Here is a 16,139-nt window from a genome sequence, read left to right on the forward strand (position 1 = left end):
GTGTGGGGAGTAGGGAGTACTGAGTGAAATATTCTAGTTACTAGTTTTCATTTCCCAGTCCCCAGTCCCCAGTCCCTAATTCCCTTACTTCGATACTTCACTTTTTTCCACTTCTACTTGTGGTGATTCAATAAGAGTTCGCTTGGAAAAGCCCCAGGTAAATATTAGGGCGATCGCCGCAATCATTAACCACTCTGGTGGGACAAAATCATCGTTGACGACTTTTAATAACAGACGCAAACCTACCAAAGATACGGTGATATATCCTGCGTCTTCTAGATTTTCAAATTCATCTAACCACCGAATAAATAATCCCGCCATGAATCGCAGGGTAAAAATGCCAATTGTTGTCCCGGTGATGACTAGCCAAGTTTCTTGAGATACAGCGATCGCAGTTGTCACGCTATCCAATGAAAAGGCTAAGTCGGTAAATGCAATCACGGGTATCGCTTGCCATAGGTTAGCAAAACGCGGGCCGTGATGATGCTCGTCTTCAGTTTCTTCTGAGGTAAAGTGTTGGAATACCAGCCATAGCAGGTAAGCCGCACCCAGGAGTTCAAATTGCCAGAATTTTTGTACCTCAGTGGCGGTTAACAATAAGGTTATTCGCAACACATAGGCGACAACTAAACCAATGTTGAGGGCTTGGCGTTCTAGGTTTTTGTCTTCTAGCCCTTGGGCGATCGCAGCGAGGGCGATCGCGTTATCTGCTGATAGTACCGCCTCTAGTAATACTAATATCAGCAGGACTATAGAGGCTTCAACGCTGAAATGAAAGTGCAGGTAGTCAAAAATTCGGTCTAGCATTCCAGATTTCTCAAGCAGTGGAAATTAAAAATTAGCAGTGATAGCCAATCTCATATAATAAAGTGCAACAAATTGCTACTTTCATCCAGCTTAACCTGTAGGGGGTGGATTCTGGTAAGTCCAGAATCTATGCGTTAGTGTGGTTTACCGCAGGTGCCACTTTTTTAGTTCACACAGAGAAGACATCTTCTCTAATTTAGAGGGAGAATATTTTTACGAATATCTAGATGAAGACCTTTTCAGAAAAAAGATTATTCAGAAAGTTAGGAAAACTATCTGACTCAGAGATGCAACTTGTTTCTCAAGTATTAGCGATTGTTTTAAATCTCGCTCACTCGTCAAATTAGCGATCGCTTTTTTAACAACCTGCAAAGGGCGCAAATGGATAAAGAGAGCGATCGCATAGTAAACTACGATCTTATTGCTGCTGTTGCAACCAAGTTACCAAATCAGCTTCAGTAGAAAAATCTAGTAATGCTTCAGCTAAATCTTCTAACTGAGTTAAAGATAATCCCTGCACTCGCTCTTGTAATTCAGGGGTAATATCACCAATTCGTCTTGTTAATTGACGCTGGATTACTTTCAATTCTCCTTGCTGTAGACCTTGTTGCAGCCCTTGTTGTATTCCTTCCTCCATCCAACTAGTGACGATCTGCATAACTACCTCTTGTTGAGTTGGTTCAAATTGTGCAATTTCAGCCTGGAAAATTTCTGTTTCTTGGGCGTTTAGGCGTAGGTAGGTGTCAATAAACCCAGAAATTAACTGCATTCGTGCTGGATCTAACTGCAAAGTAGCTAAAAGACGCAGACACTCAGATTTTACTCTGGGGCGGTCTTGTAGTGCTATGCTCATTTTAGCCATCAGCGCACTAGCTACGGGATTTTGCTCCTCAAAATAGGCGAATCAGCTTTAGAACTTGTGCTTCAAGATAAAGACTCACTTACTAAAATACCAATTAGTGCCAGCCGCAATCACAGCTATTGCAGACTACGCACCTAATAGCGGATTAAATCTCTTCTCTGATTTAGAAAGAGAAGATTTTACGAATATCCAGATGAAGACCTCCACAATTGAGAGCCTTATGTATAGAGGTGAAGTCTGGCTAGTAACTTTAGAATAAATTCTAATAAAAGAGATGAAAATCTACTTAATAATCAGGGGTTTCCGAGATTTTTTCTCTTGATAAGCCTATCTGAGCCTATTATAGAATAAAGTGCAGTGTGAAATAGGACTTATTTGGGTGAAAGATAATGCTAATTCAACTAACCATACAAAACTTTTTGTCTTTCAGAGATGAAGTTACATTCAGTATGCTAGGGGTTAGCAGTGACCAACAACACATAGATCATCTTGCTGAAAACGCGGCAGGAAAAGGTCGTTCTGTATTACCTATTGCTGCCATTTATGGTGCAAATGCAGCAGGTAAATCAAATCTCATCAAGGCTCTCAATTTTGTCAAAGATTTAGTTGTAGAAGGTACTAGAAGCAATAAACCTATTCTTGTTTCTCCATTTAAACTAGGTGATTATAGTAAACAGAAAAGTAAGTTTGAATTTATATTTACATATCAAGAATCTCAATATTCTTATGGATTTACATTAAATAGAGAACAAATTTTCGAGGAATGGCTTTATGCTGTGCCTCGTAGTAAAAAAAAGGAAATTATGTACTTTGAACGCATCACTTCCTCAGAAAAAGAAACGATTTTAGAATATGGTTCAGCGCTTAAAGGTAAAACAGAGAAACGTCAACAAGTTTTAGAATTTATCGCAGAAGGAACTCGTCATAATCAACTTTTTTTAACAGAAGCAGTTGACCGAAATGTTAAAACTTTACTTCCAGTTTTTAACTGGTTTAAAGAAGCACTAACTATCATTCCAGCAGAGGCAGAATACCAAGGATTAGAAGTTGGAATACTCAGTAATGAATCTTTTACAAATTTCCTCAGTGAATTTTTGAAATTTGCGGGGACAGGAATTGATTCAATAAGCACTGAAGAAGTTGATCTAGATTTTGAGCAACACTTTCCAACAATGCCTAAATCTATCACAGAGCGTTTGCTAGAAAAATTTGAAGAAGCAGACGATAATTCGGTAGCAATGATAGTAAATACACGAGGTAAACGATATCTCCTTTTCAAGAATGAAGGCGATAGATTAAGATTGATTCAATTAAAAACTCAACATCGCCATGAAGATGGACATCTGATTGATTTTACAATTGAAGAAGAGTCAGAAGGAACTCAACGTTTGATTAATCTCATACCATCTTTATTTCTTTTACAAGAAGAATCTGAGAAAGTCGTTTTTTTAGATGAACTTGATAGACGCTTGCATCCTTTACTATCTCGTTGTTTTGTACAAACAGCAATAAATTGTAGAGGAAGAAATAATCAATTAATCTTTACAACTCATGATACTAACTTACTCGATTTAGATTTGCTACGGCGTGATGAGATTTGGTTTGTTGAGAAGAACCAGCAGGGTGTGTCAAATCTTTATTCTTTAGCAGAATTCAAGATTAGACCCGACTTAAAAGTTGAGAAGGGTTACTTAAATGGTCGTTTTGGAGCTATTCCTTTCTTTGGAGATCCACAAAGTTTAGGGTGGTTCGATTGTGATACTGGTTTATCTGTAGGATGAGTCGCAAGTCATGAGAAGAATCAATCGAACTAAACTATTAGATCGTCAGCATGATCGAAGAGATGCAAAGCTTTTCATAGTTGCTACTGAGGGTAAAGAGACAGAAAAGCAATATTTTGGAATGTTCCATAGTACCCGAATCAAGATAGAAGTTCTGGCTACTGGGGATGATGGTAAATCTGCTCCCCAATATGTGCTAGAACGACTGAATACCTTTAAAGATAACTATGATTTAAATGAGGAAGATATGCTTTGGCTTGTTCTTGATGTAGACAGATGGGGTGAAAATAATTTAAGTTTAGTGTGTCGTGAAGCCAAGCAAAAAAATTATTATTTAGCTATCAGCAATCCATGTTTTGAAATTTGGTTATATTTACATTTTGATGATTTAAACTCCCAAGATAGAACTTGTAATGATTTTAAGACAAAGCTACGAAAGATTTTAGGAAGTTATAACAGTAGCAATCTAGATTTATCTGTATACAAACCTAATATTACAAATGCAACAAATCGTGCAAAATTATTGCACCCCAACTCTCAACAAAACTGGCCTCCAGAATTAGGAACACACGTATATAGGCTAGTTGAAATTATTCTCCAGAGCTTGAATAATTGATTTCAGAATAAAACACAAAAAAAATGCCTCGGAAGCATCACACCCCCAAGGCAAGTAAACCTAGAAATTATTCTTAATTCCCTAAAGTTGCTTCACTTCAGAAACTAACTTCGCCACCATATCTTTCGCACTACCAAAAAGCATTGTGGTTTTATCTTTGTAAAACAACTCATTATCTACACCGGCAAAACCTGCGCTCATCCCGCGCTTAATTACAATAGTGTGCTTCGCCCTATCTACTTCCAAAATTGGCATCCCATAAATTGGACTAGCGGTATCACTCCGCGCCGCCGGATTGACTACATCATTCGCCCCAATCACTAAAGCTACATCTGCTTGCTCAAATTGGGGGTTAATATCTTCCATGTCATACAACTGGGTATATGGTACATTCGCCTCAGCTAACAACACGTTCATGTGTCCGGGCATTCTCCCAGCAACGGGGTGAATGGCATACTTAACATCAACACCCATCCGTTCTAATTGATCAGCCAACTCTCTCACACTATGTTGTGCTTGAGCTACAGCCATCCCATAACCAGGAACAATCACCACAGAACGAGCATAACCCAACATCATTGCGCCTTCTTCAGGATCGATGCTGTGGACTGTTTGATCTGTTGTACCAGTAGCCGCACCAGCGCCACCTGCACTCACAGAACCAAAAGCGCTAAACAGGACGCTGAAGAGGGAACGGTTCATGGCTTTACACATGATTTCCGTCAAGATTAAACCGGAAGCCCCCACCAATGCGCCGGCGATGATTAACATATTGTTCATCACCACGAAACCAGCAGCAGCAGCCGCTATCCCTGACAAAGAGTTCAACAGGGAAATTACCACCGGCATATCTCCCCCACCAATGGGGATGACGAACATCACGCCCAAAACTAGGGAAACGGCAACGACTGCCAAGAATACAGGTAAGCTATCTGGTGTAACGATTAAATAAGCGCTCCCAGCTAGATAACCACCCAAAAGTAAGAGGTTAAATGGTTGTTGTAAAGGAAAGGTAATTGGTGAACCGCTAATTAATCCTTGCAATTTGGCGAAGGCGAGGAAACTACCTGTGAAGGTGACACCACCAATCAACACATCCAACAACATGGAGATGTTCACATCTAAGGGTACAGGTGCGCCTGCATCCAATAACCGCCAGAACTCAGCCACAGCAACTAACGCCGAAGCCGCACCACCCAAACCGTTAAGTAAACCTACCATTTGGGGCATTTCTGTCATCTGGACTTTGTAGGCAGCGATCGCACCAATACCTGAACCAATCGCTAAACCTAACAAAATCATTTCATAATTGAGGACGTGCTGATCTAACATTGTGGCGACAATTGCCAACAACATCCCCACAGCGCCAATCACATTCCCGTTACGCGCTGTAGCTGGGGAACCTAATTTTTTCAAACCCAGAATAAATAAGGATGCAGCGACTAAGTACGTCAGCTGTATTCCAGTTGGTAAAAAGTCGCTCACGCTTTAACTTCCTTCTTCTTGAACATTTGCAACATTCTGTCGGTAACGAGAAACCCAGCAACAACGTTGACTGTTGCCAGAGTCACAGCAATCAAACCTAGAATTACGGATAAATTAGTGTTTCTTTCACCCGATGCTAATATTGCGCCAATCACAGCAATACCAGAAATGGCATTTGAGCCTGACATTAATGGTGTATGGAGAGTGGGCGGTATTTTGTTAATGACTTCAAAGCCAATGAATGATGCCAACACAAATACAAACAAAGCTGCAAGTAATGCCTCTGTCATTTAAAACTCCTTAATTATTGAGAGGCTAGAGACTAGTCTCTAGTCCCTAACTAGTTGAGTAGTCGAAGCTTGTAACGCATCCTTGACGCGTTGATTGCGAATTTCTCCAGCGTGGGTAATGCAAGCAGCATCAATGATGTCGTCTGTAAAATCTACTTGTAAGGCTTTATCTTTAATTAGCAATTGCAGCAAAGATGTGAGGTTCTTGGAATACAATTGGCTGGCGTGGACTGGCATTGATGAAGGGAGATTGATGGGGCCGATAATTGTCACCCCGTTCCAGACAATATCTTTACCAGGATCAGTACAAGCACAGTTACCACCTTGTTCAGCCGCTAAATCGACAATCACTGAACCGGGTTTCATTTGTGCAACCATTTCTGCTGTGACTAGCACTGGCGCTTTTCTACCTGGTACTTGAGCAGTTGTAATGACTACATCAGAATTTTTAACGTGTTCCGCGACGACTTCTTGAGTGCGCTGTTTACTAGCTTCAGAAATTTCCTTCGCATAACCACCGGCGGCGGTTGTTTCTTCTTCGAGTTTGACTTCGACGAATTTTGCCCCTAAACTCTGCACTTCTTCTTTGACAGCCGGACGAATATCAAAGGCCTCTACAACTGCGCCCAAACGTCTAGCTGTGGCGATCGCTTGCAATCCTGCTACACCAGCACCCATAATAAATACTTTAGCTGGGGCAATTGTTCCTGCGGCTGTTGTCAGCATGGGGAAATATTTTGGTAACGCCGCCGCCGCAATTAATACCGCTTTATAACCCGCCAGTGACGCTTGTGAAGATAAAGCATCCATCGATTGCGCCCTGGTAGTTCTGGGGATCAATTCCATACTCAAGGCTGTGACTTTACGATTCACCAGTTGTTGCGCCACTACCGGATTACCCAAGGGATTCAGGAAGCTAATTAAGACAGCACCTTCCCGTAATAAATCAATCTCTAAGCGTCCATCTTCCCGTTCTTGCGGTGGGCTAACTTTCAACAAAACATCTGTTTCGCCCCATAATTTACCGGAATCGCCAACAATTGTCGCGCCTGCTGCTACATAGGCAGCATCATCAAAAAATGATCGCTCTCCTGCACCGGCTTCTACCCAAACCTCTAAACCTTGTTTTACCAATCGGGCAACAGTGTCAGGATTTAAGGCTACACGTCGTTCACAAACTTCAATTTCTTTAGCAACTGCTATTCTCATGAAATCTCCTGAAGATAAATACCTAATCTCTGCAAAATCTGCAACTTTGCTTATGAGGAATGTCATTCACTCATGGCTCTTACGCCGAGCTATGAAAAATTGATTTTCCTTTTTGATTGAAACTTGAGCGTTCCCCTTAACTCTGGTGATGCAACAGACAAAGCTTTTCTGAGCATCTGGCAAATTTCCAATTTGCTGATAGTTGCCAATCGCTTACATATTGCAAATTCTATTTTGATACCCCAAGTTTTATCCTTCTCTTTAGCTTATTTTCGGGATTGCAAAATCTTTATGTTTCTTTTCTATTACATACCGTAATATTCAGCAAACTTATATTTTTTTTAGCTTGATTATTTTCTAACAAATGTTTAGTTATTTTTTTGAATGGTTATTGATATGATGCAAGCTGATTTTTACCAATCTATCTCAACTTAACAGGCGATCGCTCATTAGATAGCTCAATTTTTATAACAAACAACCTAAATTAAGATACACTTGTACATATTTAGAAACAAAATCACTTACTAAGTGTGTTTCTATTTACTTCCAGTACTAGTGTTATTACTAACAGTTGTGATTTCAGCAAAAATGGCACTTTTTGCCTCCACCGAACGTCTAAAGTGTATCACATGAAGCAAAAATAACAGAGGACTTACGTAAGACCTTGATTGAGTGCTTTTATACGTAAATCTCGTGATATCTATAAAATTACCTTGGTGGAGGAGACTAACTATGAGACGTTTACTTTCAGGTTTAGCCGTTACTAGTTGTGTAATAGCCGGCTTACCAACTATTACCTCGGCACAAAGTCTACCTGGATTTACATTATTTAGTGGTGTTAAAAGCGAAAATCAGCTACCCTTTCGCTTAGATTTTGGTGGGCAGAGCAATAGCTGGGATAGATATATATTAAGGATTCCTGCCCAGAAAATGAAATTGGCAGCTGCTCAATTTGCCATTACCTATCCGGATCACTATAAAGGAAGTTTTGACACCAAAGATATTGAAATCAGAGTGGGAGACAAAAAAGTTCCTGTATCCGAAGTGAAATGGGATAGAGAAGGTCGCCTGTTGGAGATTTTCCCCGAAGAGCCAGTACCAGCAGGTAGCAGAGTAGAGTTAGTTCTTTCCAATGTACGTAACCCAGCATTTGGTGGAACTTTTTACTTCAACTGTCAAATTCTCTCACCTGGAGATGTCCCCTTACTACGATACTTGGGAACCTGGATTTTAAGCATCAATTAATTGAGAGGTATAGAGGCAGTTAAGGGAGAAATGCTTACTCAGCAACCACTGCTCCCTAATTACGTCTTTATAGACTATTAGCTATCCACAGTGATAAGATAATAGATTGTGATTTTTTATAAAAAATCGTCTAAGAGGACAAAAGTATGCAGAGAACGCTCGGTGGGACAAACCGTAAGAGAAAAAGAACTTCTGGGTTCCGTGCCAGAATGCGGACTCCAGATGGCAGAAACGTCATCAGAGCCAGAAGAAAGAGAGGTCGTCATCGTTTGAGCGTGTAGGGTATTTTAGGCGCAAAGAATAGCTGTGGCATTGCCCAAAGCAAATCGATTAAAATCCCGGCATGATTTTCAGGCAGTTTTCCGAGAAGGGCTGAGACGAAACAGCTCACATTTCACATTGCGAGCATTAAAACCGTCATCTGCCAGAAAGTCTTCTTTGGATACTGCCGCTCAAACCCAACCAGTAGATGAAGTACAAAATATACCTAGTACGCTCATTGGTGTCTCGATTAGTACCAAAGTTAGTAAGAGGGCGGTGGTGCGTAACCGCATAAAACGGCAAATTACGGCTGCTATGCAGCAATTATTGCCGAGATTAGCACCAGGGTGGAAATTAGTAGTAATTGTGAAGCCAACAGCCGCAGAAAGTAAGTGCGGAAGCCAGCAATTTCTGCAAGAATTAGAGCAGTTGTTGGCACAAACTGAGGTATTACATGGGCATTCGTGAAGAAGTTTATTATGAAGGCGGCCCCCACATTGGGGATCTAATTTTGAATATACTAGTTGGGCTAACTGTTGTAGGTATTCCCTTAGCAGTTGGAGCAATTGTCAGAGCATTATGGTTACGCTACCGCATCACCGATCGCAGAATATCTGTAATGGGTGGTTGGATGGGACGCGATCGCTCAGACGTAATTTATTCAGAAATTACTAAGATCGTCAAAGTTCCCCGTGGTCTTGGTATTTGGGGAGATATGGTAGTTACTTTAAGAAATGGTAGTCGTTTAGAATTGCGGGCTGTTCCCAATTTCCGCGAAGTTTATGACTACATCAATGACAAAATTGCTGCCAAAAATCCTCAATATACTGCGAAGTAGGGAAATAGGGATTAGGGAATAGGGAATAGAAGATTCGCTTATATAAAATAAAAAATTCAGATAATTCCCAATTACCAACCACTAGTTACCGTTCATTACTCCCTATTTATCATCTTGTGCGGCTATCCGTAGCATAATATAGTCGCACAGTCATCCCGATTTAGATAAATTAGATTCAGTTCAGTTTACAGTACCTCAGGTTGAATTCAGAATAATGGATTTTGGTATCGGGTTTCTCTCGAACAACGTCATGTTGCCGATCATAGACTTTTTCTATAGCGTTGTGCCGAGCTATGGATTGGCGATCGTTGCCTTAACATTGATAATCCGCTTCGCGCTCTATCCCCTGAGTGCTGGTCAAATTCGCAATATGCGGAAAATGCGAATTGTGCAACCCCTCATGCAAAAGCGGATGGCAGAAATCAAAGAGCGCTATAAGGACGATCCGCAGAAGCAGCAAGAAGAAATGATGAACGTCCAGAAGGAGTTTGGCAACCCCTTAGCTGGATGTTTGCCGTTACTGCTGCAAATGCCAGTCCTGTTGGCTCTGTTTGCCACCTTGCGGGGTTCACCATTTGCTGGAGTTAATTACTCTGTGAACCTGCAAATCTTCCCCTCTGAGCAAATCGAACGCATCCAACCCCAAGCGTTCGCCACTCCCCCGCAAAATATTTACATTGCCGATGGGGAGCATACTAAAGTTACAGCCATCCTCCCTGGCGGTAATAAGTTAGCGGTAGGCGAAAAAACTAAAATTCAATATCAGACCCTTGAGGGTAAACCATTCCCAGTTCTATTAGCCGAACACCCAGAGAGTAAACTGTCGCCTGAATGGAAAATTACCAAGGGTGAAGATCGAATTAAAATCGATGCCGAGGGCAATATAGAAGCCCTACAGCCAGGAGATGTCACCATTCAAGGTACAATTCCCGGATTAGCTGCCGATAAAGGATTTTTATTCATTGATGCTTTAGGTAGAGTAGGCGCAATCGATCCCGATAACACCATCCACTGGGATATCGTGGGAATGATCGTCTTCTTTGGTATCAGCCTTTACGTTAGCCAAATGCTTTCTGGGCAAAATTCTAGTGGTGGTAATCCCCAACAGGATACGGTCAACAAAATTACTCCTGTGATATTTTCCGGGATGTTTTTGTTCTTCCCTCTGCCGGCTGGTGTACTCATGTACATGGTGATTGGTAACGTTTTCCAAACCCTACAAACCTATATCCTCTCCCGCGAACCTTTACCAGAGGAAATACAAAAAATTGTAGAAACTCAGGAAAAACAAGCGGTGGCGGAACAAAAGACATTACCTTTTGAGCCAAAAAGTTCTAAGAAAAAGACCACAGGTTGATAAATGAGCAACAATCCCATGCAGCGAGGTCAGCAGTGGTTACAATCACTGCTGGAACTCACTGGGGTATCAGCTGAGATTCACGGTAGTTTAGAAACTGCTCAATCTCACAATGAAGATTCCCAAGAAATAGATGGCTACTGGTTGACGATTGACGAAACCAATTTAAACCCACAGCAAATTCAAACTTTAATTGGTGCTGATGGCTCTGTATTAGACGCGATTCAGTATTTAGTTAATTCCACTCTCAATATCAATCAACCCCAGGAAGGACAAGCTTCCTACACCGTAGAATTGAACGGTTATAGGGTTAAACGACAAGCCGAAATTCAAAAAATAGCAGAAACAGCAGCCGAGCAGGTACGTTCTACAGGCCAAGAAATAGAGATAAAATCTCTTAGTTCTGCGGAACGGCGTTTAGTACACACTTTCTTAAAAGACTTTGGCGATTTAGAAACCTTTAGCCGTGGTAAAGAACCCCATCGTCATTTAGTTGTGCGTCCGGCTGTGAATGAATTATGAGAGGCTAGAAGTTAGAGGCTAGAGGTTAGAAAATATATTTTACCCAGTTGCCCATCTATAGTCTGCATATTTATTCTTCCTAAAAGCTAAACTAAAAATGGATTATCAGCAAAATTGCTGATGATTGACATAAATTCTTGTAATGATGTTTCCCAGATCCTATGGACGCAATCTTTATTCCGCAGCTAACTAAAGCCCCGGAGCGGACAGAGGAAGTTCAAGTTAAGGAGTTTCTGCCTGGGCTAGAGACTTTGACACCTGTACGTGGCCTTGTCCGCATACAGCATCAGGGTAATTACCTGCAAGTGTCAGCACAGGCGGAAGCAATTATTACTTGTACCTGCAATCGCTGCTTACAGCAGTACAATCAGCGTTTAGCTGTAAATACTCAAGAAGTTATTTGGTTGGATGAGGCTGTCGAGCAAGAGCAAAACCTGCCTTTAGAACGGGAAGTAGCTATGGAAGATTTGCTAGAAACCGTATCGCCTAATGGTTATTTTTATCCCAGTGAATGGTTGTATGAACAAATGTGTTTAGCGTTGCCGCAACGTCAATTATGTGACATTAATTGTCCGGGCATTCTAACTGATAATAGTGGTGAAAGTTCAGAGCAAGGGATTGATAATCGTTGGTCTGGGTTGAAGGCACTGAAAAAACAGTTACCAGGATAGTAATATTTTGCCCATGTAATTTTAAGTGTTGGTAGTAAGAAGTTTAGTACTTAGGAAAATTACAACTAAAGTTTTTACTACTAACCTTCTTAAATATGCAAAATAAATTATTCTTTGTGATATTTAGATTTGTAATAAATTAGCGATCGCCTCCGGCATTGGCAACACAATTATTACCAATAAAGCCATTGCCAACAACCCTAAAATATCGCGCTTGGTATCCAATTCCGTCACATCATTTAAAGCTGGTTCATCGACTAAGGGAATGAACAATAAGATAATTGCCCATACGAAAAATTCAGATTGAACTAAAGACAGCAACAACAGCAACAGGCGGGCAATTTGACCAATAAACATAGCAGTTCTTTGCCCAAACATCGCATGGATAATGTGACCACCATCTAATTGCCCCACGGGCATAAGATTTAATGCTGTGACAATTAATCCCAAAAAACCAGCAACTGCGACTGGATGTAAATCAATCGCTAATTTTGCTGTTAAGGCACTTCCTAAGGCTAATTTAGCCAGTAACGCCACAAGAATTGAATATTTAGGATTCAGTGCGTCAGGGTTTAACAAACTAGTGTTTTCAGTCAAGGGAACCAAATCTGAATGAGCCAAACCCCAAATAACTAGCGGTAATGTAGCGATAAAACCAGCTAAGGGTCCAGCAATACCAACATCAAATAAAGCCTTACGGTTGGGAATTGGACTCCGCATTTGAATAAATGCACCAAAAGTTCCCAAGAAAAAAGGTATAGGGATAAAGTAGGGCAGGGTCGAGCGAATTTTATAAAATCTAGCTGTCAGGTAATGACCCATCTCATGGATACCCAAGATAGTCATTAAAGCTAAAGCATAGGGTAATCCCTGAAAAAGTAATTTCGGGTCAGATTGTAGCCTTGTAGGGTCAATACCGGCGATTTTTGCACCTACTAAGGTGGTTGTTACTAAAGTAGCTACTAACAGTAATAAAGCCAATCCTGGGCGTGTTAGTTGTTCAGATTTTCTAGAATTGGCTTTAGCCGCTTGGCTGTTGGGAACCAAGACGAAGAATGGCTTACCATTAAAACCTTCTTGAAAGATGAGCAAGAAGCGATCGCCAAATTGAGCTTCGATGTTAGCTCTAATCTGCTGGTAAGCTTGAGTTGGTGTAGTTCGCAACTGCCCTCGGCAAATCACCGCTTGGGGTCTATACTCAATGTTTTGGACGTAGTAAATAGACCAGGGAAAACAGTTTCGCAGTTGGGTTTCTTCCGTTGGTTCAATGGGACGTACAGGCACTGGTTCTGCGGTAGGATGATTAGCCGATTGTGATTCTGTGGTTTGGGGTGCAGTTTGCGTATCCCTCGGCAATTGCCGTCCCCACTGAAACAAAAGCCAGTATAACAAAAGGCAGATAATTGACGGCCAAAATATCAGGGCTGGCGGCGGCGGTTGTTTCACCCCATAAACCAGTGTCCATCCAGTTAAAACCAACGCAGGTGTCATCAACACCAGCCATAACAGCCAGATGGGTGTCTTGGTGATGTTAGCAACACTGCGCTGCACCATCAGATAAGTAGCTATTCCCAATAGGAGGAGAAACCAGAATGTCATGTTTTCTACAGTAATTTTGAAAAATGTCGTGCAAGTAGTGTTAGCACCACAGCCACCGCTACAAAGCAGACCCGCGACCCCAGATTTTTAGATAAAGTTCAACAAGGTTGATTAACTCTTTGCGCCTCAGTTATTTGTTGTCAGTTGTTTATGGATCTGATTTCATACCTTGTCCCCTGATGGGGTAGTTTTCACATATCGAAAACCACTGACCAATAACCACTGCCAAAAACAAATTCAACTTTGTTCTGTAACTATATTTTCACAACTCCTCAGGTTTGGTTTTTTCTTATGTGTCCCTCACCTCAACAGCCTAGTCATATAACTAAGTCACCACGGGATGTCTTGGACAGTATTTTTGCTTTTCCACCAAATCGGGACACATTAGGGGGAACCTCTTATCTCATTGTAGGAAATGAAGGGAATATCCTCATAGATTGTCCCGCCTTAGACCAAACAAATTTAAATTTTTTGCGATCGCATGGTGGCGTAAGATGGTTATTTCTCACCCATCGTGGCGCTATTGGGAGAACAGCAGAAATTCAACAAAATTATGGCTGTGACATTCTCATTCAAGAACAAGAAGCCTATTTACTACCAGGCTTAACCGTCACTACATTCACTCAAGAATTCGCCGTCACCCCCACAGCCAAAGCTATCTGGACACCCGGACACTCTCCCGGCTCCTCTTGCTTATACTATAACCACCAGGGCGGGGTACTATTTTCCGGTCGCCATTTACTTCCTAACCAAAAAGGCGAACCTGTTCCTTTACGTACCGCTAAAACTTTTCACTGGCCCCGACAAATTAAGAGCTTACAAACAATCTTAGAAACCTTAACTCCAGAAACCCTGCAATACATCTGTCCCGGTGCTAACACTGGTTTCCTCAGAGGTAAACGCTCCATAGATACAGCATACCAGCGCCTAGCCTCCTTGGATTTAAAAGCTTTACTACAAACACAACCGCTAATTTAGGAGAGTGGGGAGTTGAGAATTGATCACTCCCCCAGCCTCCTAGCCTTTATTCCCAATCCCTGCTACTACCGAATCTTTACTCAACAGATCCAAAGCCGCTTGATATTGCAAATCTGTTTCTGTGGCAATTTCATCGCGGGTGAGTATTTGCTGAGTAACAACTGTATTTGGTTTAATGCCTAACTTGTTAATATCTCTGTGATTAGGAGTTTCATACTTGGCAATTGTCACCGCCAAGCCAGAACCATCGGACAACTCAAATAAAGACTGGATTAAACCCTTACCAAATGTAGTTTCACCTACCAACTGAGCGCGGCCGTTATCTTGGAGTGCGCCGGCGAGAATTTCGCTGGCACTGGCGGTTCCTTGGTTAACTAGAATTATTAATGGATCGTCTGTCAAGGCTGGGCCAAAGGCTTCAAAGCTACCCTGAATACCTTGGCGATTGACAGTGTAGACAATTGTGCCGGAATCTAACCACTGACGGGCAATCTCAATGCCGGCTTGCAGTAAACCGCCTGGATTATTACGCAAATCTAAAATGTAGGCAGCAGCACCCTTTTTCTCTAGACTAGAAATAGCGTGTGCTAATTCCATTGAGGCATTGGCATTGAATTGAGTGAGGCGAAGATAGCCGAAAGACTTACCTTCGGGGGATGAGCGTAATTCTGCCACAACAGGGTTAAGAGCGATGCGATCGCGCACTATTCTGATTTCTTTTTCCCCTTCTCCGTCACGTTCAATTACAAGCGTGACTAAACTACCTATGGGGCCGCGCATCCTCGTGGCTGCTTCATCGAGAGTCAAATCCGTTGTGGAAATTCCTTCAATTTTCACAATGCGATCGCGTGGTTTAATACCCGCTTGATCTGCCGGCGAACCCGCAATAGGAGAAACCACTTCCAATTTTCCACTCTGGGGATTTAAGGCGATTTGTAAACCCACTCCGGTCAGTTCTCCAGAAGTATTAACCTGTAAACTGCGGTATTGCTCAGGGTCTAAAAACCTCGTAAAAGGATCACCTAAAGTCTTGAGCATATTCTGAATCGCCCCATAAGCAGCTTTATGGTCTGTCAGGGGCTTTTCCAATGCCTTCTGTCTCACATTTGCCCAATTTTGATGGTTAAACGTCTCATCTAGATAAGAGCGATTGACAATTCGCCACACTTCTGAAACTAGTTTCTGTTCCTCCGTCAATGCTGTGGCTGGTTGAACTACTATTCCTACAGCCAAACTCAAAGCCACCAATAGCGAAAATCCTAGCCGAAAAAACTGTTTTTGCATGAACCCCATTTGCAGTTTTACCTCAACCGAAATTGCCTAGAATTGCCCAGTCGCATGATCATTAATGAAATCTATCTCTCGACTATGTTACTTTTTTTATAGAAGTGGTGCATTATTCTCATCAAGTTGTTAAGGCATCTGATATTAGTGCATCCCCTTTACCAAAAGGATTATGATCTACTTTGTACCCACCAATAGAGTTGGCTTGCAAAGAGAACGCAATATATTCCATATTTACAGAGTGTTAAGTTTGTGAAAACTCTTGACATTCTGCAAGAGTTAAAAACAGACGAAAAACTCCTCTTAAAAGAAAATCCCAAAATTGCCAATTGGG

17 protein-coding genes are annotated in these 16,139 nt (G+C 41.6%); 10 read left to right on the forward strand and 7 right to left on the reverse strand.

Features of this window, described 5'->3' with window-relative positions; all coding sequences use genetic code 11:
- Positions 1-84 precede the first annotated feature (84 nt).
- Positions 85-807: a TerC family protein gene (locus tag ACN222_RS17025; protein WP_010997553.1), complete on the reverse strand. Its 723-nt coding sequence runs from the start codon at positions 805-807 to the stop codon at positions 85-87.
- Positions 808-1,225: 418 nt separating this feature from the next.
- Positions 1,226-1,660: a DUF4351 domain-containing protein gene (locus ACN222_RS17030; protein ID WP_231865473.1), complete on the reverse strand. Its 435-nt coding sequence runs from the start codon at positions 1,658-1,660 to the stop codon at positions 1,226-1,228.
- A gap of 398 nt (positions 1,661-2,058) precedes the next feature.
- Here ACN222_RS17030 and ACN222_RS17035 point away from each other — a divergent pair, with 398 nt between their 5' ends.
- Positions 2,059-3,450: an AAA family ATPase gene (locus ACN222_RS17035; protein ID WP_010997556.1), complete on the forward strand. Its 1,392-nt coding sequence runs from the start codon at positions 2,059-2,061 to the stop codon at positions 3,448-3,450.
- 10 nt (positions 3,451-3,460) lie between these two features.
- Complete coding sequence (locus tag ACN222_RS17040; RefSeq protein WP_010997557.1) at positions 3,461-4,066, forward strand: RloB family protein; 606 nt, start codon at positions 3,461-3,463, stop codon at positions 4,064-4,066.
- An 81-nt stretch (positions 4,067-4,147) separates the two neighbouring features.
- Here the strand turns inward: ACN222_RS17040 and ACN222_RS17045 are convergent, their stop codons facing one another.
- The 3 genes from ACN222_RS17045 to ACN222_RS17055 are packed head-to-tail and all read right to left on the reverse strand — an operon-like array spanning position 4,148 to position 7,050.
- Positions 4,148-5,551: an NAD(P)(+) transhydrogenase (Re/Si-specific) subunit beta gene (locus tag ACN222_RS17045; RefSeq protein WP_010997558.1), complete on the reverse strand. Its 1,404-nt coding sequence runs from the start codon at positions 5,549-5,551 to the stop codon at positions 4,148-4,150.
- Complete coding sequence (locus tag ACN222_RS17050) at positions 5,548-5,841, reverse strand: NAD(P) transhydrogenase subunit alpha (RefSeq protein WP_010997559.1); 294 nt, start codon at positions 5,839-5,841, stop codon at positions 5,548-5,550. Before ACN222_RS17050 ends, ACN222_RS17045 begins: the two co-directional genes overlap by 4 nt.
- A gap of 39 nt (positions 5,842-5,880) precedes the next feature.
- Entirely contained in the window at positions 5,881-7,050 is a 1,170-nt protein-coding gene (locus ACN222_RS17055) for a Re/Si-specific NAD(P)(+) transhydrogenase subunit alpha (RefSeq protein ID WP_044521757.1), read from the reverse strand.
- A gap of 732 nt (positions 7,051-7,782) precedes the next feature.
- Here ACN222_RS17055 and ACN222_RS17060 point away from each other — a divergent pair.
- The 7 genes from ACN222_RS17060 to ACN222_RS17090 all read left to right on the forward strand — a co-directional run bounded on the left by ACN222_RS17060 (position 7,783) and on the right by ACN222_RS17090 (position 11,944).
- Positions 7,783-8,295, forward strand: coding sequence for a DUF2808 domain-containing protein (locus ACN222_RS17060; RefSeq protein WP_044521759.1), 513 nt, complete (start codon positions 7,783-7,785; stop codon positions 8,293-8,295).
- A 146-nt stretch (positions 8,296-8,441) separates the two neighbouring features.
- Positions 8,442-8,576 carry a 50S ribosomal protein L34 gene (gene rpmH, locus ACN222_RS17065; RefSeq protein ID WP_010997562.1) on the forward strand — a complete coding sequence of 45 codons (135 nt, stop codon included), beginning with the start codon at positions 8,442-8,444 and terminating at the stop codon, positions 8,574-8,576.
- A 25-nt stretch (positions 8,577-8,601) separates the two neighbouring features.
- A complete protein-coding gene (gene rnpA / locus ACN222_RS17070) occupies positions 8,602-9,024 on the forward strand; it encodes a ribonuclease P protein component (protein WP_010997563.1) in 423 nt (140 codons plus the stop codon).
- Entirely contained in the window at positions 9,011-9,394 is a 384-nt protein-coding gene (locus tag ACN222_RS17075) for a PH domain-containing protein (RefSeq protein WP_010997564.1), read from the forward strand. Before rnpA ends, ACN222_RS17075 begins: the two co-directional genes overlap by 14 nt.
- A 214-nt stretch (positions 9,395-9,608) precedes the next feature.
- Positions 9,609-10,751: a membrane protein insertase YidC gene (gene yidC, locus ACN222_RS17080; RefSeq protein WP_010997565.1), complete on the forward strand. Its 1,143-nt coding sequence runs from the start codon at positions 9,609-9,611 to the stop codon at positions 10,749-10,751.
- A gap of 3 nt (positions 10,752-10,754) precedes the next feature.
- The gene (locus ACN222_RS17085; protein WP_010997566.1) at positions 10,755-11,273 is read left to right on the forward strand and encodes a protein jag; all 519 of its coding nucleotides are present in this window, start codon (positions 10,755-10,757) and stop codon (positions 11,271-11,273) included.
- A gap of 161 nt (positions 11,274-11,434) precedes the next feature.
- Positions 11,435-11,944, forward strand: a complete 510-nt coding sequence (locus ACN222_RS17090) for a YceD family protein (RefSeq protein ID WP_010997567.1) — start codon at positions 11,435-11,437, stop codon at positions 11,942-11,944.
- A gap of 123 nt (positions 11,945-12,067) precedes the next feature.
- On the opposite strand, the gene ACN222_RS17095 is transcribed toward ACN222_RS17090, so the two are convergent.
- On the reverse strand, positions 12,068-13,543 hold the full coding sequence (locus ACN222_RS17095) for a site-2 protease family protein (protein ID WP_010997568.1): 1,476 nt from the start codon (positions 13,541-13,543) through the stop codon (positions 12,068-12,070).
- 291 nt (positions 13,544-13,834) lie between these two features.
- On the opposite strand from ACN222_RS17095, the gene ACN222_RS17100 reads away from it, so the two are divergent.
- Positions 13,835-14,521, forward strand: coding sequence for an MBL fold metallo-hydrolase (locus ACN222_RS17100; RefSeq protein ID WP_010997569.1), 687 nt, complete (start codon positions 13,835-13,837; stop codon positions 14,519-14,521).
- A 39-nt stretch (positions 14,522-14,560) separates the two neighbouring features.
- On the opposite strand, the gene ctpA is transcribed toward ACN222_RS17100, so the two are convergent.
- Positions 14,561-15,814 (reverse strand): carboxyl-terminal processing protease CtpA, encoded by a 1,254-nt coding sequence (gene ctpA / locus ACN222_RS17105; RefSeq protein WP_010997570.1) that lies wholly within the window; start codon positions 15,812-15,814, stop codon positions 14,561-14,563.
- Positions 15,815-16,139 lie beyond the last annotated feature (325 nt).

It is taken from the genome of Anabaena sp. FACHB-595 (assembly GCF_048568275.1).
Taxonomy (GTDB): Bacteria; Cyanobacteriota; Cyanobacteriia; order Cyanobacteriales; family Nostocaceae; genus Trichormus.

What these genes read in the sequence shown, in the direction of transcription:
- ACN222_RS17025 (WP_010997553.1), bottom strand. Translation starts at nt 807, where the DNA reads ATGCTAGACCGAATTTTTGACTACCTGCACTTTCATTTCAGCGTTGAA.
- ACN222_RS17030 (WP_231865473.1), bottom strand. Translation starts at nt 1,660, where the DNA reads ATGAGCATAGCACTACAAGACCGCCCCAGAGTAAAATCTGAGTGTCTG.
- ACN222_RS17035 (WP_010997556.1), top strand. Translation starts at nt 2,059, where the DNA reads ATGCTAATTCAACTAACCATACAAAACTTTTTGTCTTTCAGAGATGAA.
- ACN222_RS17040 (WP_010997557.1), top strand. Translation starts at nt 3,461, where the DNA reads ATGAGAAGAATCAATCGAACTAAACTATTAGATCGTCAGCATGATCGA.
- ACN222_RS17050 (WP_010997559.1), bottom strand. Translation starts at nt 5,841, where the DNA reads ATGACAGAGGCATTACTTGCAGCTTTGTTTGTATTTGTGTTGGCATCA.
- ACN222_RS17055 (WP_044521757.1), bottom strand. Translation starts at nt 7,050, where the DNA reads ATGAGAATAGCAGTTGCTAAAGAAATTGAAGTTTGTGAACGACGTGTA.
- ACN222_RS17060 (WP_044521759.1), top strand. Translation starts at nt 7,783, where the DNA reads ATGAGACGTTTACTTTCAGGTTTAGCCGTTACTAGTTGTGTAATAGCC.
- rpmH (WP_010997562.1), top strand. Translation starts at nt 8,442, where the DNA reads ATGCAGAGAACGCTCGGTGGGACAAACCGTAAGAGAAAAAGAACTTCT.
- ACN222_RS17075 (WP_010997564.1), top strand. Translation starts at nt 9,011, where the DNA reads ATGGGCATTCGTGAAGAAGTTTATTATGAAGGCGGCCCCCACATTGGG.
- yidC (WP_010997565.1), top strand. Translation starts at nt 9,609, where the DNA reads ATGGATTTTGGTATCGGGTTTCTCTCGAACAACGTCATGTTGCCGATC.
- ACN222_RS17085 (WP_010997566.1), top strand. Translation starts at nt 10,755, where the DNA reads ATGAGCAACAATCCCATGCAGCGAGGTCAGCAGTGGTTACAATCACTG.
- ACN222_RS17090 (WP_010997567.1), top strand. Translation starts at nt 11,435, where the DNA reads ATGGACGCAATCTTTATTCCGCAGCTAACTAAAGCCCCGGAGCGGACA.
- ACN222_RS17095 (WP_010997568.1), bottom strand. Translation starts at nt 13,543, where the DNA reads ATGACATTCTGGTTTCTCCTCCTATTGGGAATAGCTACTTATCTGATG.
- ACN222_RS17100 (WP_010997569.1), top strand. Translation starts at nt 13,835, where the DNA reads ATGTGTCCCTCACCTCAACAGCCTAGTCATATAACTAAGTCACCACGG.
- ctpA (WP_010997570.1), bottom strand. Translation starts at nt 15,814, where the DNA reads ATGGGGTTCATGCAAAAACAGTTTTTTCGGCTAGGATTTTCGCTATTG.